General features: G+C 66.5%; 15 protein-coding genes. 7 read left to right on the top strand and 8 right to left on the bottom strand.

Annotated features, from left to right (window positions below; translation table 11 throughout):
• Positions 1–109: 109 nt before the first annotated feature.
• Together U5919_RS15040 and U5919_RS15035 are read left to right on the top strand one after the other, a co-directional pair.
• Positions 110–1,777, top strand: a complete 1,668-nt coding sequence (locus U5919_RS15040) for a TraB/GumN family protein (RefSeq protein WP_336025322.1) — start codon at positions 110–112, stop codon at positions 1,775–1,777.
• Positions 1,774–2,409 carry a zinc metalloprotease gene (locus U5919_RS15035; RefSeq protein ID WP_336025321.1) on the top strand — a complete coding sequence of 212 codons (636 nt, stop codon included), beginning with the start codon at positions 1,774–1,776 and terminating at the stop codon, positions 2,407–2,409. The genes U5919_RS15040 and U5919_RS15035 overlap by 4 nt, the downstream gene beginning before the upstream one ends.
• A gap of 20 nt (positions 2,410–2,429) precedes the next feature.
• Here U5919_RS15035 and U5919_RS15030 read toward each other — a convergent pair whose 3' ends face one another.
• Positions 2,430–2,693 (bottom strand): DUF8028 family protein, encoded by a 264-nt coding sequence (locus U5919_RS15030; RefSeq protein WP_336025319.1) that lies wholly within the window; start codon positions 2,691–2,693, stop codon positions 2,430–2,432.
• Between the two features lie 327 nt (positions 2,694–3,020).
• Between U5919_RS15030 and purM the strand changes: the two genes are divergently transcribed.
• Positions 3,021–4,028: a phosphoribosylformylglycinamidine cyclo-ligase gene (gene purM / locus U5919_RS15025; protein ID WP_336025317.1), complete on the top strand. Its 1,008-nt coding sequence runs from the start codon at positions 3,021–3,023 to the stop codon at positions 4,026–4,028.
• A 13-nt stretch (positions 4,029–4,041) separates the two neighbouring features.
• Positions 4,042–5,448 (top strand): cytochrome P450, encoded by a 1,407-nt coding sequence (locus U5919_RS15020; protein ID WP_336025315.1) that lies wholly within the window; start codon positions 4,042–4,044, stop codon positions 5,446–5,448.
• 109 nt (positions 5,449–5,557) lie between these two features.
• On the opposite strand, the gene U5919_RS15015 is transcribed toward U5919_RS15020, so the two are convergent.
• On the bottom strand, positions 5,558–6,100 hold the full coding sequence (locus tag U5919_RS15015) for a CBS domain-containing protein (RefSeq protein ID WP_336025312.1): 543 nt from the start codon (positions 6,098–6,100) through the stop codon (positions 5,558–5,560).
• Positions 6,101–6,161: 61 nt separating this feature from the next.
• Entirely contained in the window at positions 6,162–6,530 is a 369-nt protein-coding gene (locus U5919_RS15010) for a DUF555 domain-containing protein (RefSeq protein WP_336025310.1), read from the bottom strand.
• Between the two features lie 308 nt (positions 6,531–6,838).
• On the opposite strand from U5919_RS15010, the gene U5919_RS15005 reads away from it, so the two are divergent.
• Both U5919_RS15005 and psmB read left to right on the top strand, forming a co-directional pair.
• Entirely contained in the window at positions 6,839–7,024 is a 186-nt protein-coding gene (locus U5919_RS15005; protein WP_336025308.1) for a hypothetical protein, read from the top strand.
• Between the two features lie 173 nt (positions 7,025–7,197).
• Positions 7,198–7,929 (top strand): archaeal proteasome endopeptidase complex subunit beta, encoded by a 732-nt coding sequence (gene psmB / locus U5919_RS15000; RefSeq protein ID WP_425604221.1) that lies wholly within the window; start codon positions 7,198–7,200, stop codon positions 7,927–7,929.
• A gap of 104 nt (positions 7,930–8,033) precedes the next feature.
• Here psmB and U5919_RS14995 read toward each other — a convergent pair whose 3' ends face one another.
• Positions 8,034–9,566: a glutamate-cysteine ligase family protein gene (locus U5919_RS14995; RefSeq protein WP_336025304.1), complete on the bottom strand. Its 1,533-nt coding sequence runs from the start codon at positions 9,564–9,566 to the stop codon at positions 8,034–8,036.
• Between the two features lie 351 nt (positions 9,567–9,917).
• On the opposite strand from U5919_RS14995, the gene U5919_RS14990 reads away from it, so the two are divergent.
• Complete coding sequence (locus U5919_RS14990; RefSeq protein ID WP_336025302.1) at positions 9,918–11,795, top strand: ATP-dependent DNA ligase; 1,878 nt, start codon at positions 9,918–9,920, stop codon at positions 11,793–11,795.
• Positions 11,796–11,839: 44 nt separating this feature from the next.
• Here U5919_RS14990 and U5919_RS14985 read toward each other — a convergent pair whose 3' ends face one another.
• From U5919_RS14985 to U5919_RS14970, 4 genes are all read right to left on the bottom strand, one after another.
• Positions 11,840–12,934, bottom strand: coding sequence for a DNA topoisomerase IV subunit A (locus tag U5919_RS14985; protein WP_336025300.1), 1,095 nt, complete (start codon positions 12,932–12,934; stop codon positions 11,840–11,842).
• Positions 12,935–12,946: 12 nt separating this feature from the next.
• Positions 12,947–15,355, bottom strand: a complete 2,409-nt coding sequence (locus U5919_RS14980; protein ID WP_336025297.1) for a DNA topoisomerase VI subunit B — start codon at positions 15,353–15,355, stop codon at positions 12,947–12,949.
• Positions 15,356–15,507: 152 nt separating this feature from the next.
• On the bottom strand, positions 15,508–16,044 hold the full coding sequence (locus U5919_RS14975; RefSeq protein WP_336025296.1) for a peptidylprolyl isomerase: 537 nt from the start codon (positions 16,042–16,044) through the stop codon (positions 15,508–15,510).
• Positions 16,045–16,117: 73 nt separating this feature from the next.
• Positions 16,118–16,501, bottom strand: coding sequence for a nuclear transport factor 2 family protein (locus U5919_RS14970; protein WP_336025294.1), 384 nt, complete (start codon positions 16,499–16,501; stop codon positions 16,118–16,120).
• Positions 16,502–16,525: the final 24 nt, after the last annotated feature.

Here is a 16,525-nt window from a genome sequence, read left to right as displayed (position 1 = left end):
ACTCGTAGTATTAGTTTCACCGATCTAACCATTACTCGCGGGACGTTTGGGCCCGAAATCGCGGGAATTCTCCGACAGGGGTAAAAACCACGGTGCGGTACGTGGCACAATGAGTCAGGAAGCGGCCGAAGAGGGTCGCGTCCGGGTCGTCGGCACCGCGCACGTCTCCGAAGAGAGCGTCAGAGAGGTCGAGGAGACGATCGAGGCCGAGCGGCCGGACGTCGTCGCCGTCGAACTCGACGAGGGGCGGTACCGACAATTGAAAGGCGGCGAGCCGGACGACATCGAACCGGGAGACCTGCTCCGCGGCAACACCGTCTTTCAGTTCATCGCCTACTGGATGCTGTCGTACGTGCAGGCCCGCTTGGGCGAGAGGTTCGACGTGACACCCGGCGCGGATATGCTCTCTGCGGTCGAGACCGCCGAGGAGTTGGGTATCGACGTCGCGCTCGTCGACCGCGACATCAACGAGACGATGCAGCGGTTCTGGTCGCAGATGGGATTCGTCGAGAAGTTCCGGATGATCGGCGGCCTCGCCTTCGGCCTCGGCGACAGCCGCGGCGTCGGACTCGCCTTCGGGGTCGTTCTGGGGCTCTTTTTCGGACCGCTCGTGGCCATCTTCGGCGGCAGCGTGGGGCTCGGACTCCCGGTACTCTCGGTGGTCGCCGGGAGCGCGGTCTTGGCGGTCGCGACCGCTGCGGCCGTCTGGGTGTTCGGCGCGTCACTGCTCTCCGCGGAGGACCGCCTGCTCGCTGCGCTCGGACTGGGCGTCGCGGTCGGCGGGCTCGCCGGCGTCGGCCTCGGATTCGCAACGCCCGTCGCCGACCTCCTGGGCGACTTCACCGCCCGCGTGGTCGGGAGTATGACGGTCGGCGTCGTCGGGGGCGTCCTCGTCGGGGGCGTCCTCGGTCAGATCGCGTCCACCCTCGGGGTGGCCGAGGTCGCCGACGAGGACGCAGAGGAGTTCGATATGTCACAGCTGACCGACACGGACGTCGTGAGCGCGATGATGGAGGAATTCCGACAGTTCTCCCCGGGCGGCGCGGCCGCGCTCATCGACGAACGCGACGCGTTCATCGCGCACAAGCTGCTGGCGCTTCGGCAGTCCGGCGCTGACGTCGTGGCGGTCGTCGGGGCCGGCCACCGCGAGGGGATCGAACGCTACCTCGAACACCCCGAGGAACTCCCGCCGATGTCGTCGATCACCGGGACTTCCGGTGGAAGAATTCCGTGGGCGAAGCTCGTCGGCACGGCCATCTCGGTGGTCGTGATCGGGTTCTTCGTGCTGCTCGCGCTCTCGTCGGCCGGGGACGACACCCTGCTTCGGCTCTTCGGCGCGTGGTTCCTCGTCAACGGCGTCTTCGCCGCCGGACTGGCGAAGGCGGCGGGCGCGCGGTGGACCTCCTCGCTCGTCGGCGGCGCGGTCGCGTGGATGACGTCGATCAATCCGTTCCTCGCGCCCGGGTGGTTCACCGGCTACATCGAACTGCAGTACGACCCGGTCAACGTCTCCGATATCGGCACGCTCAACGACCTCTTGGCCGACGAGGAGAAGCCGATCCCCGATCTCGTCAGCGAGCTGTTCGCGGTGCCGCTGTTCCGCCTCATCGTCGTCGTCGCCGCGACGAACATCGGGAGCGTCATCGCCTCGGCGCTCTTCGTCGCGTACTTACTTCCCCTGTTCGCGCTCGATCTCGGCGGCGCGGCGGGCGTGACGCAGTTGCTCTTCGAGGGCGCGGAGAACGGCTGGGAGATCCTCTGGGGGACGATCCGGTGAGCGTCTCGCGGCTCTCGTTCAGTTCACAGGAGCTTCGAGACCTCGGCGTCGCGTGGGTCGCACTCGGCGTCGCGTTCGCCATCTTCTTCGCCGGCGGCGGCCAACGCGCCGTGACCGCGATCCTCGACGGCGGCGTGGTCGGTCCGGTTCTGCTGAGTCTTCTGACCGCGGGCGTCGGCTTCCTCCTGCACGAGGTGGCGCACAAGGTCGTCGCCGTCCGGTTCGGCCAGATCGCGGAGTTCCGCGCCGACTACGGGATGCTCTTTCTGGCTGTCGTAAGCTCGCTCGCCGGATTCATCTTCGCGGCCCCGGGCGCGGTGTATCACCGCGGACGATTGACGCCCCGCGAACACGGGCTGATCGCGTTAGCGGGCCCCGCGACCAACGTCGCGCTCGCGGTGTTGTTCCTCCCGCTGTTCTTCGTGGGCATCCTCGCCGGCTCGGAGTTCCTCGCGCTCGCGGGCTCGCGGGGGCTGATGATCAACCTCTTTCTCGCGGCGTTCAATATGCTGCCGTTCGGACCGCTCGACGGCAAGACGGTCCTCGGCTGGAGCAAGATCGCCTTCGCCGCGTTCTTCGCGCCCGTGTTGGCGCTGACCGTCGGCGCGTTCGTCTTCGGATTCGGCTTCTAATCTGTGCGATCGGCCTACCGCTATTCCGCGGGTTCGTACCCGTGGCCGCCGACGAACGCGAGCGCGTTGACGGCGACGAGACCGGCGAAGAGGAGGGCTTCGCCGCCGGTCAGTCCCCCTGCGAGCAGCGGGAGGTAGGTGAAGGGGAGCACGATCGCCGCCCAGAAGCTCGCGGCTTTGGCGTTTCGGAGGCCGGTACGAACGGCGGCGTTCGCGACGCCGAGACCGCGACGGAAGGTGTCGCGTTCGAGGGGGAGGTCGGGGGTGTGGGGGACGCTTGACATCTGTTTCGCCTCACTCCTCCGTAGGAGGGCCACCCCCATATAACGCGACGAGCGTTCAATCGTTTCGCGACGGTTTATGAGGCATCAAAGACGTTTCATCGACGTTTTACGAACGCCTCAAATCGCCCTAAACCGTTCAAAAGCGATTCTGGGAGATTTTCTCTCGATTTCGAAAGTTCGTATGCCTCTCGACGCAATCGCGTCCGATCTCCGGCATCGCGTCCGATTTCCGGCATCGCATCGATCCCGACTCGTCCGCTACCGTGGTGGGTGCGAGAGACGGGAGAGACCGGACGTATTTTCTCCCCCCGTGACGGGGGTTTCGGTATGACCGACGACGACCCCGGGGCACCGAGAGGAGACGGCCCCGAGAACGGAGAGGAACTGACCTACGCGGAGACGGGTGTCGACATCGACGCGAGCGAGGCCGCGACGGCGGCGCTGATCGGGGCCGTCGGCGAGAGCGAGGGCGACTACGCGGGGCTGCTCGACATCGGCGACCGCTACCTCGCGCTGGCGACCGACGGCGTCGGGACGAAGCTCTTGGTCGCCGAGGCGCTCGCCGACTACTCGACGATCGGCATCGACTGCATCGCGATGAACGCCAACGACCTCGTCGCCGCGGGCGTCCGACCGGTCGCCTTCGTCGACTACCTCGCGGTGGACGAGCCGGACGAGACGTTCGCCGAACAGGTCGGCCAAGGGCTGCGCGCCGGTTCCGAGGAGGCCGACCTCGAACTCGTCGGCGGTGAGACGGCCGTGATGCCCGAGGTGATAAACGGGCTCGACCTCGCCGGCACGTGCGCGGGGCTCGCCGCGAAAGACGCGATCTTCACCGGCGAGGCCGAACCGGGCGACGCCTTGGTCGGCTTCGAGTCGTCGGGGATCCACTCCAACGGTCTGACGCTCGCGCGGACTGCCGTCACCCGCGAGCACGAGTACACCGATCCCTGTTCCTTCGGCGACTACGACACGCTCGGTGACGCGCTGCTCGAACCCACCCGGCTTTACACGCATCTGCTGGATCCGATGCGCGAACACGGCGTTCACGCGGCGGCCCACGTCACCGGCGGCGGGTGGACGAACCTCGAACGGCTCGGCGAGAACCGCTACGTCGTCGAGGACGCGTTCGACCCCCAGCCCGTCTTCGAGTTCGTGCAGACGGGGGGCAACGTTTCCGACGAGGAGATGCACCGGACGTTCAATATGGGCACGGGGTTCGTCTGCGCGCTCGATTCCGACGACGCGGCGGCGCTCGCCGACGCCACCGAGGGTCGCGTGATCGGGCGCGTCGAGTCGGGAGACGGCGTTTCGATCCGCGGGCTGGAGCTCTGAGAGTCGGACGACAATGTCCGATTCTGGTCAGTCGACCTCGGACCGACAGGGCCGTTCGTCGACCGCGGACCGACGGCCCGGTTCGCCGGCGTCCGATCGGCGTCCACCGGCACCGGACGGGCTTCCGCTGCTCGGTAACGCCGTGGCGTTCGCGCGCGATCCGCTGACGTTCACCACCGACGCGGTCGAGAACGTCGGGGACGTGTTCCGCATCGAACTCCCCGTCGGCGACCGATACGTGGTCGCCCACCCGGAGTACGCGACGCGCGTCCTCGTCTCCGAACGCGACGCCTTCGAGAAGACCGACGACTTCGCGCTGGCGTTCGGCGACAGCGTCGTCGCCGTCGAGGGAGAGGACTGGCGCGAACAGCGGGAGTTCCTCAGTCCGTTCTTCTTCGGCCCGCGGATCCGCTCGTCCCTGCCGACGATGCGCCGACGGACGATCGAGCGGACGGAGTCGTGGGACGACGCGTCGGCGATCGAGACGCTCTCGGAGATGCAGGCGCTGACGTTCGACGTGCTGGCAACGACGATTCTGGATTTCGACCCCGAGTCCAACCGCGAGGAGCTCCGACGCGCCGCCGACGATCTGAACGCCTACTTCGACCCGCTGACGTGGGCGCTGCCGAACTGGGTTCCCACGCCGAGCCGACGGCGGTTCGAAGAGGCGAAGTCGACGCTCCGGCGAGAGCTCCGGACGTTGCTCGCAGACGCCGAGCGCGACGCGGAAGCCGACGACAGCCTCGTTTCCGCGCTGGCGTCGGCAATGCGGCCGAGCGATGATGACAGCACCGACGATACGGAGGGGTACGCACCGATCGCCGAGGACGCGATCGACCAACTCATCGGCCTCGTCTTCGCCGGCCACGAGACCACGGCCCTGACGCTGACGTTCACGCTGCACTGCCTCGCGACGAATCCACAGGCGTATCGGGCGGTTGAGGCCGAAGTCGACGACGTCCTCGGCGACGGTCCGGTCAGCTGGGAACACCTCGACGACTTGGCGACACTCGAACGCGCCGTCGACGAGAGCCTCCGGCTGTATCCCCCGGTTTACTCGCTCCCGCGGGAGGCGGTGCGACCGGTCGACTTCGACGGCGACGTCGTCCCGGCCGGGAGCGAAGTGCTGGTGTCGGTATACGCGCTGCAACGTGATCCGCGCTTCTGGGAGCGCCCGGAGACGTTCGATCCCTCTCGATGGCACGACAGAGAGCGGTCGGACGCGGCGTACCTGCCGTTCGGCGCGGGGCCGAGACGGTGTGTCGGCGAGACGTTCGCACGCGTGGAGGTGAGCATCGTCCTCGCGGAACTCCTCCGTCGCTTCCGCTTCGAGCGGGTCGGCGACGGCGACCTGTCGCTCTCGCCGGCGATGACGAACCAGCCGGCGGGCGACGTGCCGATGCGAGTCTACCGGCGGTAGCGACCGCGACGAGTCCGAGCGCTCCCGCCGACGGTCGCGACGAGCGCGAACACGCAGACTGCGAGCGCGCCGCTGAGCGCGAGAGGGCCGGTGCCGACTGCGACGCCTCTTATACGTGCGCCGCGACGTCGGCCTCGGTGATGATCCCGGTGGTCTCGCCGCTCTCGACGACGAGCACCGCGGAGTGGTGATCTAAGGCGGCGTCGATCTCTTCGAGCGTCGCCGACGGCTCGACGGTCGTCACGGATTCGCGCATCACGTCCGCAACGGGGAGCGTGCCGACGTCGTCTTCCTCCTGTGTGTGACGGATATCGCTGTTCGAGATGATCCCGACCGGGCGGCCGTCGCGGATCACCGGCAGTTGCGAGAAGCCCTCATCGAGCATGACGTCCCGCGCGAAGCGGACGGAGTCGTCGGGGGCGACGCTCACGACGTTCTCGTTCATCAGGTCGGACGCGCGGACGACGCTTCCCTCGGCCTCTTCGAGCGCGTTGACGATCCGGCGGAGCGTCGAGAGCCGAGGGTCGACGTCGCCGCCCTCGATGCGGGCGATCAGCGGTTGGGAGACATCGGCCATCTCCGCGAGCGTGCTCTGGGTGAGATCCAACTCCGTACGGCGCTGGCGCAGGTCTTGTGGGGTCGGGAGTTCCATACCGCTAATTACCGGAAGTTATACGAAAAGGTTTCGGGGTCGTTGCGGTGCGGATCGAGCGCTACTCGTCGCGCTCGTGGGCGTCCTCGTCGGTCTCGACGATGTCGATGACCGACAGCGGAACGTCGCGGAGCGCGCCGCCGACCTCGCTCTTGGCGATCCGGGAGGCGTGCTCCTCGCCGTCGGCGTTGAAGACGTCGATTTCGAGGAGGAGTCCGACGAGCGCGGTGTTGGCCGCGATGAACGCGGAGTCGAACGGCTCGCCGCAGGCAGGACACGTCGTCGCGCCCACTTCGACCTCGACGTACTCCTTGTTCTGATCGTTGAGTCGCTTCCCCGCTTCGCTGACGGCGACGCCGATCGCGTCGTCGATATCCTCGACATCGCGGACCAGCCACGCGGCCTCCATCGCGACGAGATAGTTGCTCATACGAGCGGGACGTGCCGCGGGGTTTCGTGTCTTGTGGTTCGCTCGCGCCCGTGATAATCAGTATCATCGTTGCGGCCGGAGGGCCGGAACCGCTACCGGGACCGGTGCGTACGCCACTCCAATACTGCACATAAGTTATGCCGACGAAGCTGACTGTTGACGCTGTCCCTACGGCGTGAGGGTCCAATCGCGAAAGCGTAGTTGTCTCGATAACAACTTCGTTTTAATCGCGTCACTGCGTCGACCTAAATGGGAGTTTATGATAGAATAGGTTTATATACTCCCGTCTCGCCCCGTCGAGCAAGGCGATGATGACAGACCTCCACCGGAGCGCGGCCTTCCTGCTGTACCAGAGCACGCTGCTCTTCGGGATCCTCGCGATGCCGCTTGCCCTGTTCGCGCGCCGACTCGGGCTCACGCTGCCGGTTCGACCGCTTATCGAATCCGCAGAACGAACCTACGAACGCGCCGGCGGACGCGGACGGCACCGCTGAGCGGGTTGCCGACTCGTTTTCCGAACGACCGACGATTCCGACGAGTGACGACTGTGTCGGGTCCCCACGTCGACGCCGCCAACCGGGGTATCCACAGCGAACGGCTCCCGCCAGTACGGGCAACAGCGGTGGGAAGGGTGGCATTTATCAGCGACGGGCGACTACTCCGGGTAATGCGTACCCCTATGAGCGATGATCCTTCGGGCCGTCTCGATCCGCTGAACGGCGAGCACTCGGACGTGTTCTCTCCGGAACTCGGCGAGTTCTCGAACGCCGAGCAGCGCGCCGAGCAGATGAGTGACAAAGAGACCAAAACGGGCACGACGACCGTCGGTCTGAAGACGAGCGAGGGCGTCGTCCTCGCGACCGATATGCGCGCGAGTATGGGCCACATGGTCTCCTCGAAGAACGTCCAGAAGGTCGAGGAGATCCACCCGACCGGCGCGCTCACCATTGCCGGCTCGGTGTCGGCCGCCCAGTCGCTGATCAGTTCGATCCGCGCGGAGGTCCGCCTCTACGAGGCGCGACGCAGCGAGGATATGAGTATGCAGGCGCTCTCGACGCTTCTCGGCAACTTCCTCCGCTCGGGCGCGTTCTTCATCGTCCAGCCGATCCTCGGCGGCGTCGACGAGGAAGGACCACACATCTACAGCATCGACCCCGCCGGCTCGATCCTCGAAGAGGAGTACACCGTCACCGGCTCGGGCAGCCAGTACGCACTGGGTGTCCTCGAACAGGAGTACAGCGGCGACCTGTCGATCGACGAGGCCAAGACCGTCTCCGCCCGCGCGATCAAGAGCGCCGTCGAGCGCGACCTCGCCTCGGGTAACGGGATCAACGTCTGCGTCGTGACTGAAGAGGGCGTCGAGATCAGCCAGCACAAGGACTTCGCCGAGGTCCTGTAACCGGCCGCTCACAACGAGAATCTCACTCCCGTCTCGAACGATTCTCGCTTTTCCGATCTCTCCGGTTCCCGAGAGCCGCGAGTGCGGCTTCGACCCGCGACCGACTACAGCCAGTCGGCGAAGGAGCCGTCGAGGAAGGTCTCGCGTTGCTTTCGCACGTAGTCGCGCTGCATCTCGGCGACCGCGTCGGCGAAGTCGTCGCCGTCGGCGAGGTACTCCCGCACCCGCTCGACCTTCCAGTCGGCGGGCGTCGTCTCTCGTTCGACCCGCGCACGGAGCGGGCTCACGTACCGCTCCGCCTCGTCCTCCGAACAGCCGGCGGCCGTGAGCCCGTCGACCGCGTGCGCGAAGATGTCGTCGTAGACGGCGTCGACGTCGATGGTCTCCGCGCCGTCGTTGCAGATCCACCGCTGGCCGCTGTCGAGCCCCTCGCGCATCGCCGCGTAGAAGTTCTCTCGCGCCGTCGACCACGATTGGCTCGTCGCGGGATGCTGTCGTCGCGGGAGGCTCTCCATCAGCCCCGCGAAGGTCGCTTGGAAGGCGATGGAATCTCGGACCGTCGGCTGCGCCGCGATCGGACGGAACTCGATGCGGGCGTTCGCTGACGAGCGCGACGCGCCGTCGAAGACCGGACGGACCCACCGCCAGTACGTGCCGTGCTTTCGACGCAGCGTGGCGAACTCGTCGTCGAAGCGGTTCCCCTCCGGCACCGGCATCGGCACCACGGTCTCGTCGTCGACGACGCGGTCGACCGCCTGCTCGACGTGTTCGAGGTCCTCGGGGAACGTGACCTTCTCGACGTCTCCGGTGTTGAGCACGGACTCGAAGACGAGGATTCGATTCTCGGCGTAGCCGTCCGTGAGGATCTTCTGTGCGCCGACGTCATCGTAGAGATCCGGCGGGAAAAAGGGCGAGTTGACGCCGAGCGCGAGCAGCGGTCCCGCCACGCGGAGCGCGTAGTTGAAGTACGTCGGGAGGTCTGCGGCGTGTGCGACCTGGTAGTGCGGCTGGATGGAGGTGATGAGTGATTCGGGCATCACGGTGTCCGCGGACAGCGAGACGTTGGGCGCGTCGACGGTCATCTCCTCGGGTGCGGTCGGCCCGTTCGCCATCGCGTGATACCGGACGGAGCCGCTCATGTTCGTCGCGATGCGGACTCCGTCGGCCTCGACGCTGTCGGTCAGGTACTCCCGAGCGGTCTCGCCCGCCGGCGGGATCGTCCACAGACCGTCGCTGACGAGACGAATTCCCTCGGCACCGGTGCAGTCGAGCGCCGCCCCGAGTCGCGCGCGGACCTCAGACTCCTGTGCGCGCAGGCCGTCGGGATTCAACGGTTGCGGGCTTGTCGTCATCTCCGCGTTGTGCAGGCCGAGTTCCTTCTCGAACCCGATGAGATCGAGGAGCCGCCGCGGCACGCGCATCAGCGCGTAGACGTCCGCGTCGTCGGAGGCGGCCCAGCGACCGTCGGCGACGGCGTAGAACTCGTACTCCAAGCCGACGATCGATTGGTGGTTGTCGAACGTCCCCTCGCGGAGTTCGGCTTTCACCACCTCGGCGTCTTCTCGCGCCTGCGCTTCGAACGCCTCGACGTCGACAGCGAGCGCGTCGCGCACCGCGTCCGCCAAGTCCTCGGTCATAGCCGTCCGTGCGGGATCCGGCGGTTTGAATCCCGTGCTTCGGTCGACGAGTGGTCATCCGCCGTACGTTTATATGCTATCGCGCGGCCAGACCCCCCGTGACCTAGCAGTTATCCCGCGTCGGGCCGCGGTTGATCGGCACGACCGACGCGGAATACGCCGATGACGTCGGCGAGAGACGTCGTCGCGAGCGGCGTGCCGACTGTTTGCCTATGCGATAGCGGTAGCGTTCTGACGCGGGAGCTTCGGAACCAAGCGCCACCCGTCGGCAGCGAGCGCCGCCCGTTGGCCGCGAAGCGGTCCGACCCGGAGTCGGCGGACTCTTATCGGCCCGACCGATACTCCCCGCTGATGGAGTTCGCCGAGTTCGCGGCACGCGCGGAAACGATCGCGGAGGAGCCCGGCGACCTCGCAACGACCGAGCTCGTCAGCGATCTCCTCAGCGACGCCGACGGGGACCTGCCGACAGTCGTTCGCTTCCTGCAGGGGCGCGTGTACCCGGCGTGGGACGGGACGACGCTCGACGTCGGCCCCGCGCTGTTGCACGAGGCGATCGCTCGCGCCGCGGGCCCGAACGTCGACGCCGACGACGTGGAATCGAAGCTCGCCGAAGTCGGTGAGATCGGAGCCGTCGCGGGGAGTTACGACTTCGGTGGTCAGCGCGGACTCGGCGCGTTCACCGGCAGTGACGCCGAAAGCGACGACCTGACCGTCGCCGAGGTCGACGAGCGACTGCGAGAGATCGCGACGACGATGGGCGAAGGAAGCGAGAAGCGGCGGCTCGACACGCTGTTCGGGCTGTTCAACAGCGCCTCTTCGGCGGAGGCGACGTTCCTCGCGCGGCTCGTCCTCGGTGAGATGCGCATCGGCGTCGGCGAGGGAACCGTTCGCGACGCCATCGCCGCGGCGTTCCTGTCGACGAGTGGTGACGCTGGCGACGCCAGCGTCGACGCTAACGGCACCAACGTCGACGAGGAGCTGGAAGCGGTCGACGACGTCGATGAGGAAGGGCAAGCCGTCGACGACGACACCAACGAACCGAAGCCCGTCGAGACTGTCGAGCGGGCGCTACAGGTCTCGAACGACTACGGGATGGTCGCTCGCGTCGCCCGCGAGGAGGGGCGTGCGGGGCTCGACGCGATCGGGTTGGAGGTCGGACGGCCGGTGCAGGCGATGCTGGCGCAGGCCGGCAGCGCAACCGACGCGCTGGAGGAGTGGGGCAAAGCGATCGTCGAGACGAAATTCGACGGCGCGCGCATCCAAGTCCACTACGACGGCGCGTCCGTCTCGCTGTTCTCGCGGAATATGGACGACGTCACCGACCCGCTGCCGGAGATCGTCGAGTTCGTCGAGCGGGAGGTCGACGTCCCGGCCGTCATCGACGGGGAAGTCGTCGCCGTCGACGAGGACGGCTCGCCGCTCCCGTTCCAAGAGGTGCTCCGCCGGTTCCGCCGGAAGTACGACGTCGACCGGATGCGCGAGGAGGTGCGCGTGAAACTTCGGGCGTTCGACTGCCTGCACGTCGACGGCGACGATCTACTCGACGCGCCCCTGACCGAGCGACACGACCGGCTCGAAGCGCTGCTCGGCGACACCGACGCCGTGTCGGAGCCGGTCGTCTCGTCGGAGCCCGACGAAATCGCGGCCGTCGAGGAGGACGCGCTCGACGCGGGCCACGAGGGGATTATGCTGAAGGAGCCGGCGTCGACCTACGCGCCCGGAAAGCGCGGGAAGAACTGGTTGAAGCGCAAACCCGCCGTCGAGACGCTCGATCTGGTGGTCACCGGCGCGGAGTGGGGCGAGGGACGACGAGCCAACCGCTTGGGGACGTTCCTGCTCTCCGCTCGCGTTAGTGGGGGCGAATCCGCGGACGATAGCCCGCCGAACGGTGGCGACGCCGTCCCGGACGACGGCGACGACGTCGCCAGCTCGGACGCCGCGAGCGACGCCTACGCGACGATCGGGAAGGTCGCGACCGGGGTCACCGACGAGGAGCTCGAATCGCTGAGCGAGCGGCTCGAACCCCACATCGAGCACGAGTCGGGACAGACGGTCTCGATCGCGCCCGAAGTCGTCTTCGAGGTCGGCTACGAGGAGATCCAGCGCTCGCCGACGTACGAATCGGGGTACGCGCTCCGCTTTCCCCGCTTCGTGACCGTTCGCGAGGACAAGACCGCGGCCGACGCAGACAGCCTCGACCGCGTCGAACGGTTGATCGACTCGCAGTAGCGCGGAGGATATCGAAATCGGGAGGGGCGGACGTGGAGAGCGCTCTACAGGACGCCCATCGTCGAGAGCCGATCGGGGAGGTACGTCTCGGTGACGAAGTCGAGACCGCGCGCGGCCAGCGCCTGCTGTTCGGCCTTCTTCTCGATGTCGAGTTGGAGTTCGATCTGCTCGGTCCAGTAGTCGGTCTCGAAGCGGGGATCCTCCAGTTCCGACTCCAGGGCGTTGATGTCCGAGTCGGCGAGCGGGTCCGTCGGGAGGTCGTACTCGACGATGTCCTCCGGCTGGATGCCGACGAAGCGAGCCTCCGGCGTCGCGAGGTACTCCGAGAGGTGCGCGGACTTGATCGAGCCGTAGGCGACCGAGCCGTAGATCCGGTAGGACCACGGGTCGCCGTCTGTGAAGACCACGACCGGGAGCTCCAGTTCGTCGTGCAGCCGTTTGGTGATCCGCCGGGTCGCGCGGGCAGGCTGGCCTTTCAGATGGACGACGAGGCAGTTGTACTCGGTGTCGAAGCCGTTCTCCACCAATCGATCTCTCATCCCGCCGGTCTCGACGCAGAGGACGAAGTCGATGTCGTGATCCAGAAACTCGATCGTGTCGGGGTTGTTCGGGATCTGATAGCCGCCCTCGCCGACGTCCTCCTGACAGTGGATGTCGCGCTCGCCGCGGCGAGTCTGCTCGCGGAGTTCGAGCGGGCCCATCAGCGTTGCCCCCGACTCCTCGGGGCGCATATGGAAGTCCTCGCGGGTGACCTTCGAGACGATCTCTAGGTCCTCGATCATCTGGTTCGACTCGTCCTGGCTCTGGAACTGCGCCTCCTCGTTGTCCCACGACTCCGAGAGGTAGTACAGTTCACGCAGCGTCGAGGAGCGGTCCTCCTCGAGTTGGTTCACGAGGAATTCGATGGCGTACGACGCCTTCAACAGCTTTCGCGCGCCGCGAACGCTGTTCGCGGAGCGGGTCGACGTGCGGTCCCCGTAGACCCACACCTTCGAGTCCTCGTCGAAGACGATGTTCGATTTCGTCCGCGTGGGGATGTTCATCCGCGGCACCTCGCCCGCCGCGAACTGGTCGTAAAACTCCGCGGCGAGGTCGATGAGTCGCTCCTGTGCGAGTTCCTCGTCCTGTTTCGTGCTCATAGTTGGTTGGGGTTAGGCATCGATGGTCATTTTCTCCGCGTCCACGCCGTCGATATCGATCTCGAAATCGGCGTCGTCGGCGACGGCGTACGTCAGTTTCACCGTCTCTCCCGCGCCGACCGAGGGCTCCCACGTGATGAACCACTCGCCGTCGAGGTCGACGACGCTCGCGGCGTCCGGGAGGTCCGTAGGCTCGGCCGAGACGATCTCCGTTATCTTCGGGCTCTCGGTCCGGTCGGAGTGGTTCTCGACGACGAGCGTCACGGTTCCGTCGTCGACCTCGCGCTCGACGCTGACGTTGTTCATAATCCGCGCGAGTGCGCCGTCGATGTTGGGCCGCTGTCGTCCCGTCACCTCCGAGAGCTTGTCGGCCATCTCCGGGAGAATCCGCCCGAGGACGTCCTGTTTCTTCCGGCGCTTCTGCATCGATCGGCGCTTGTTCAGGTAGGATTTGAGCTCGCGCGCGGCCTCTCGGATCGCGAGCTCGATCTCGTCTTCGATCTCGGGGATGTTCGCGATGGCGTCCTTCGACTCGCTCGTGAACGGGACGTTCGTCGAGGCGACGTGAATCATAAGCACGGCGGGGCCGTTGGGCATCCCTGACCCGCCGGGCTGATCAAGTCCGTAGTTCCGCCAGCCGATGCTCTTGATCACGTCTGTCGTCGCACACGCGCCGCGCTGGTAGACCAGCGGCACGCGGTTCGCGAATCGGAGGAGGTCGACGGTCCCGTCTTCCAACTCCCCGCCGTATGCGATGCCGGCCTCGACGACGAACGGGTCGCCGCCGTGGACCTCGGCGTCGCGGGTCGACGCGGCGTAGAAGTCCGCGTCGAACTCTTTTTTCAACCCGGCCTCGACGAGTTCGGCCGTAATGGGCGAGAGACAGTTCGTCGGCGGCGCGAGGATGTCCGTCTCGCGCATCGCCTCCAAGAGCTGGGAGGCGGTGTCGCGGTCGTCGGCGACTCGTTTCACCTTCGGCACGTCGTCGGGGACGGTCCGCATCGCCGCCCAGAGCGCCTCGACGACGTTCTCGCGCGCCGTCTCGCCGAAGGAAATCTCCTCGGAGACCAGTCGGTCCGCGGAGCGGTCGACGTACTCGACCACGGTTGCGCGCGTGGCGCGGTTCCGCGGGTCGCCCGAGTCGAATTTGTCCGCCAGCCGCTCGGCCAGCCCCGAGACGGTCGCGTCGTCCTTTCGGGTGCTCGTGGACTCGTCGACGAGGCCGTAGAGGTCCGCGGTCAGGTCCGATCGCAGGATTTCCCACGCGGCCTCGACGGCGTTCTCGCGGACGGTGTCGCCGAAATTCGCGTCGAACTCCGACTCGACGTCGTCGGCGACGGTGTCGACGATCTCCGCGAGTTCGGAGTGGGCCGTCCGCTCCCGCGAGGAGAGCGTGTTCGCGACGCGTTCGGCGAACGTCTGGGTCGCCGCCGCGCCCTTGTTGGCGACGGCGTCAGCGATTGCGGCCTCGAGGTCGGTCTCCGGACTCCGCGGGACGGCCCAGCCCATCTCCCGACCGAAGTGTCGGTCACGGAAACTGTTCAGGACTTTCTCGCTGGTCTTCGCGCCGACGCGGGTGAACTCCTCCTGCAGAAAGCCCGAGACCGAGTACGACTCGGTCGCGCCGAGCATCTTGATGAGCGTCCCCAGTTCGACGCCGTGGGGGTGCGGGCGGATCTCTTCGGTCTCCGCGGGGAGATCTGCGCCCTCGACGCGCTCGTAGTGGCGCGGTTCGTCGAGGCCCGGTTCGGAGAGGACGAGGCGGGCGTGGGGGTTGACGACCGCGGTGTGTTTCACGTAATCGTGAAGTTGCTGGCGCGCCCGCATGTTCGCCTCCATCTCCATTTCGATGCGCGTTCCGTGCGTCGGCGAGAGGTCCGACTCGCCGGGCGCGCGCTCCTCGTCGACTTGGATCTCGGGCTCGTTCGTGTCGGTGTCGATGATGAGCTCGAAGTATTGGGCCGTCTCCGACCGCTGCGTTCGCGAGGTGATCTTCGCCGGTTTCCCGGACGTGAGCTGAGAGTAGAGCACAGCCGCCGAAATCCCGATTCCCTGTTGTCCGCGACTCTGCTCGCGGGCGTGAAAGCGCGACCCGTAGAGTAGCTTCCCGAAGACCTTCGGGATCTGCTCGCGCGTGATCCCCGGGCCGTTGTCCTCGACGATCAGGGTGTAGTAGTCTCCAGATTCCCGGATTTCGATCGAGATGTCGGGCTTGATCCCGGCCTCCTCCGTCGCGTCGAGTGCGTTGTCGACCGCCTCCTTGACGGCGGTGACGAGTCCTCGGGCTCCGGAGTCGAACCCGAGCATGTGTTTGTTCTTCTCGAAGAACTCGGCGATGGAGATCGCGCGCTGGCCCTCCGCCAGCTCCTCGGCGATCCCGCCTCCCTCTTCCTCGCCGAGCGTCGACTGTATCGAGGTCATTCTGTGCGGACCACTTTCCGACGGACGGTTATGAAGGGTTCGGGAGTACGGTGTAAGTGAAACAGTGCAGAAGGGCACGCCTCCGCGGCTGTCGTCTGGAACGCGGCTGTTCGTCGAGAGGGGCTTCGACCCTCAGTCGGCCGTTGAGACCGCTATTCGACGTCGATAGATTCGATCTCGATGTCCTTCAGCGGCGCGTCGTTGCGGTCGGTCGGCACGTTGCCGATCTCCTCGACGACGTCCATTCCCTCGACGGCGCGGCCGAACACGGCGTGTTTGCCGTCGAGGTGCGGTTGCGCGCCGAGCGTGATGAAGAACTGCGAGCCGTTCGTGTTGGGGCCGCGGTTCGCCATCGATAGCACCCCCGCGCCGTCGTGGCTGAGGTCCTCGTGGAACTCGTCGTCGAAGGTGTAGCCGGGGCCGCCGCGACCGGTACCCTCGGGGTCGCCGCCCTGAATCATGAAGTCGTCGATGATCCGGTGGAAGATCGTTCCTTCATACAGCGAGTCCGTGCGAGTCTCGCCGGTCTCGGGGTCGCTCCACTCCTTCTCGCCGGTCGCGAGTCCGAGGAAGTTCTCCACTGTCCGCGGCGCGCGCTCCTCGAACAGTTCGAGCGTGATGTCGCCCTTGGTGGTATGCAGCGTGATAATCGGGTTCTCGGGGTTTTCGAGTTCGGAATCGTCGACCATAGCGGCGAGAGGAGCGACGGATACAAAACGGTGTCCACTCGGACGAGGCCGGGCGAGGCGATCCGCGAGAGCCCTATTCGGGAACGGCGCTCACGTGCATCCCGACGAACAGCCACTCCCGACCGGCCCCGCTCTCGCGACGTTCGAGCGTGCCGCTCCACCGGCTATCGAAATCGTACTCGCGCCCCGACTCGACGTCGGACCACGCCATCCCGACGTCGTCGGAGAACCACGCGTGGCGGTCGCGTTCGACGACCCGGAGCGCGCGGCTTTCGACCGTCCAGCCTTCGGTCGTTTCGGTCTGCTCGCGGAGTCCTGTCTTGACCTCCTCGTAGCCCGTCAGTTTCTCCGTGATCCCGTATTTCACCACAGACGAGTCGTCGGCGAAAAAGGGATACAGCGGCTCGCCAGCACGAAGGGCGTCGTAGTACTCACAGATTCGATCCTCTACGGACATCGTTCCGTTTTCGAGTCCGCGGTC

The sequence above is a fragment of the Halobellus sp. LT62 genome (assembly GCF_037031285.1).
Lineage (GTDB): Archaea > Halobacteriota > Halobacteria > Halobacteriales > Haloferacaceae > Haloquadratum > Haloquadratum salinisoli.
The sequence above is the reverse complement of the archived record's forward strand: the minus strand, read 5'-3'. Positions and strand labels throughout refer to the sequence as shown.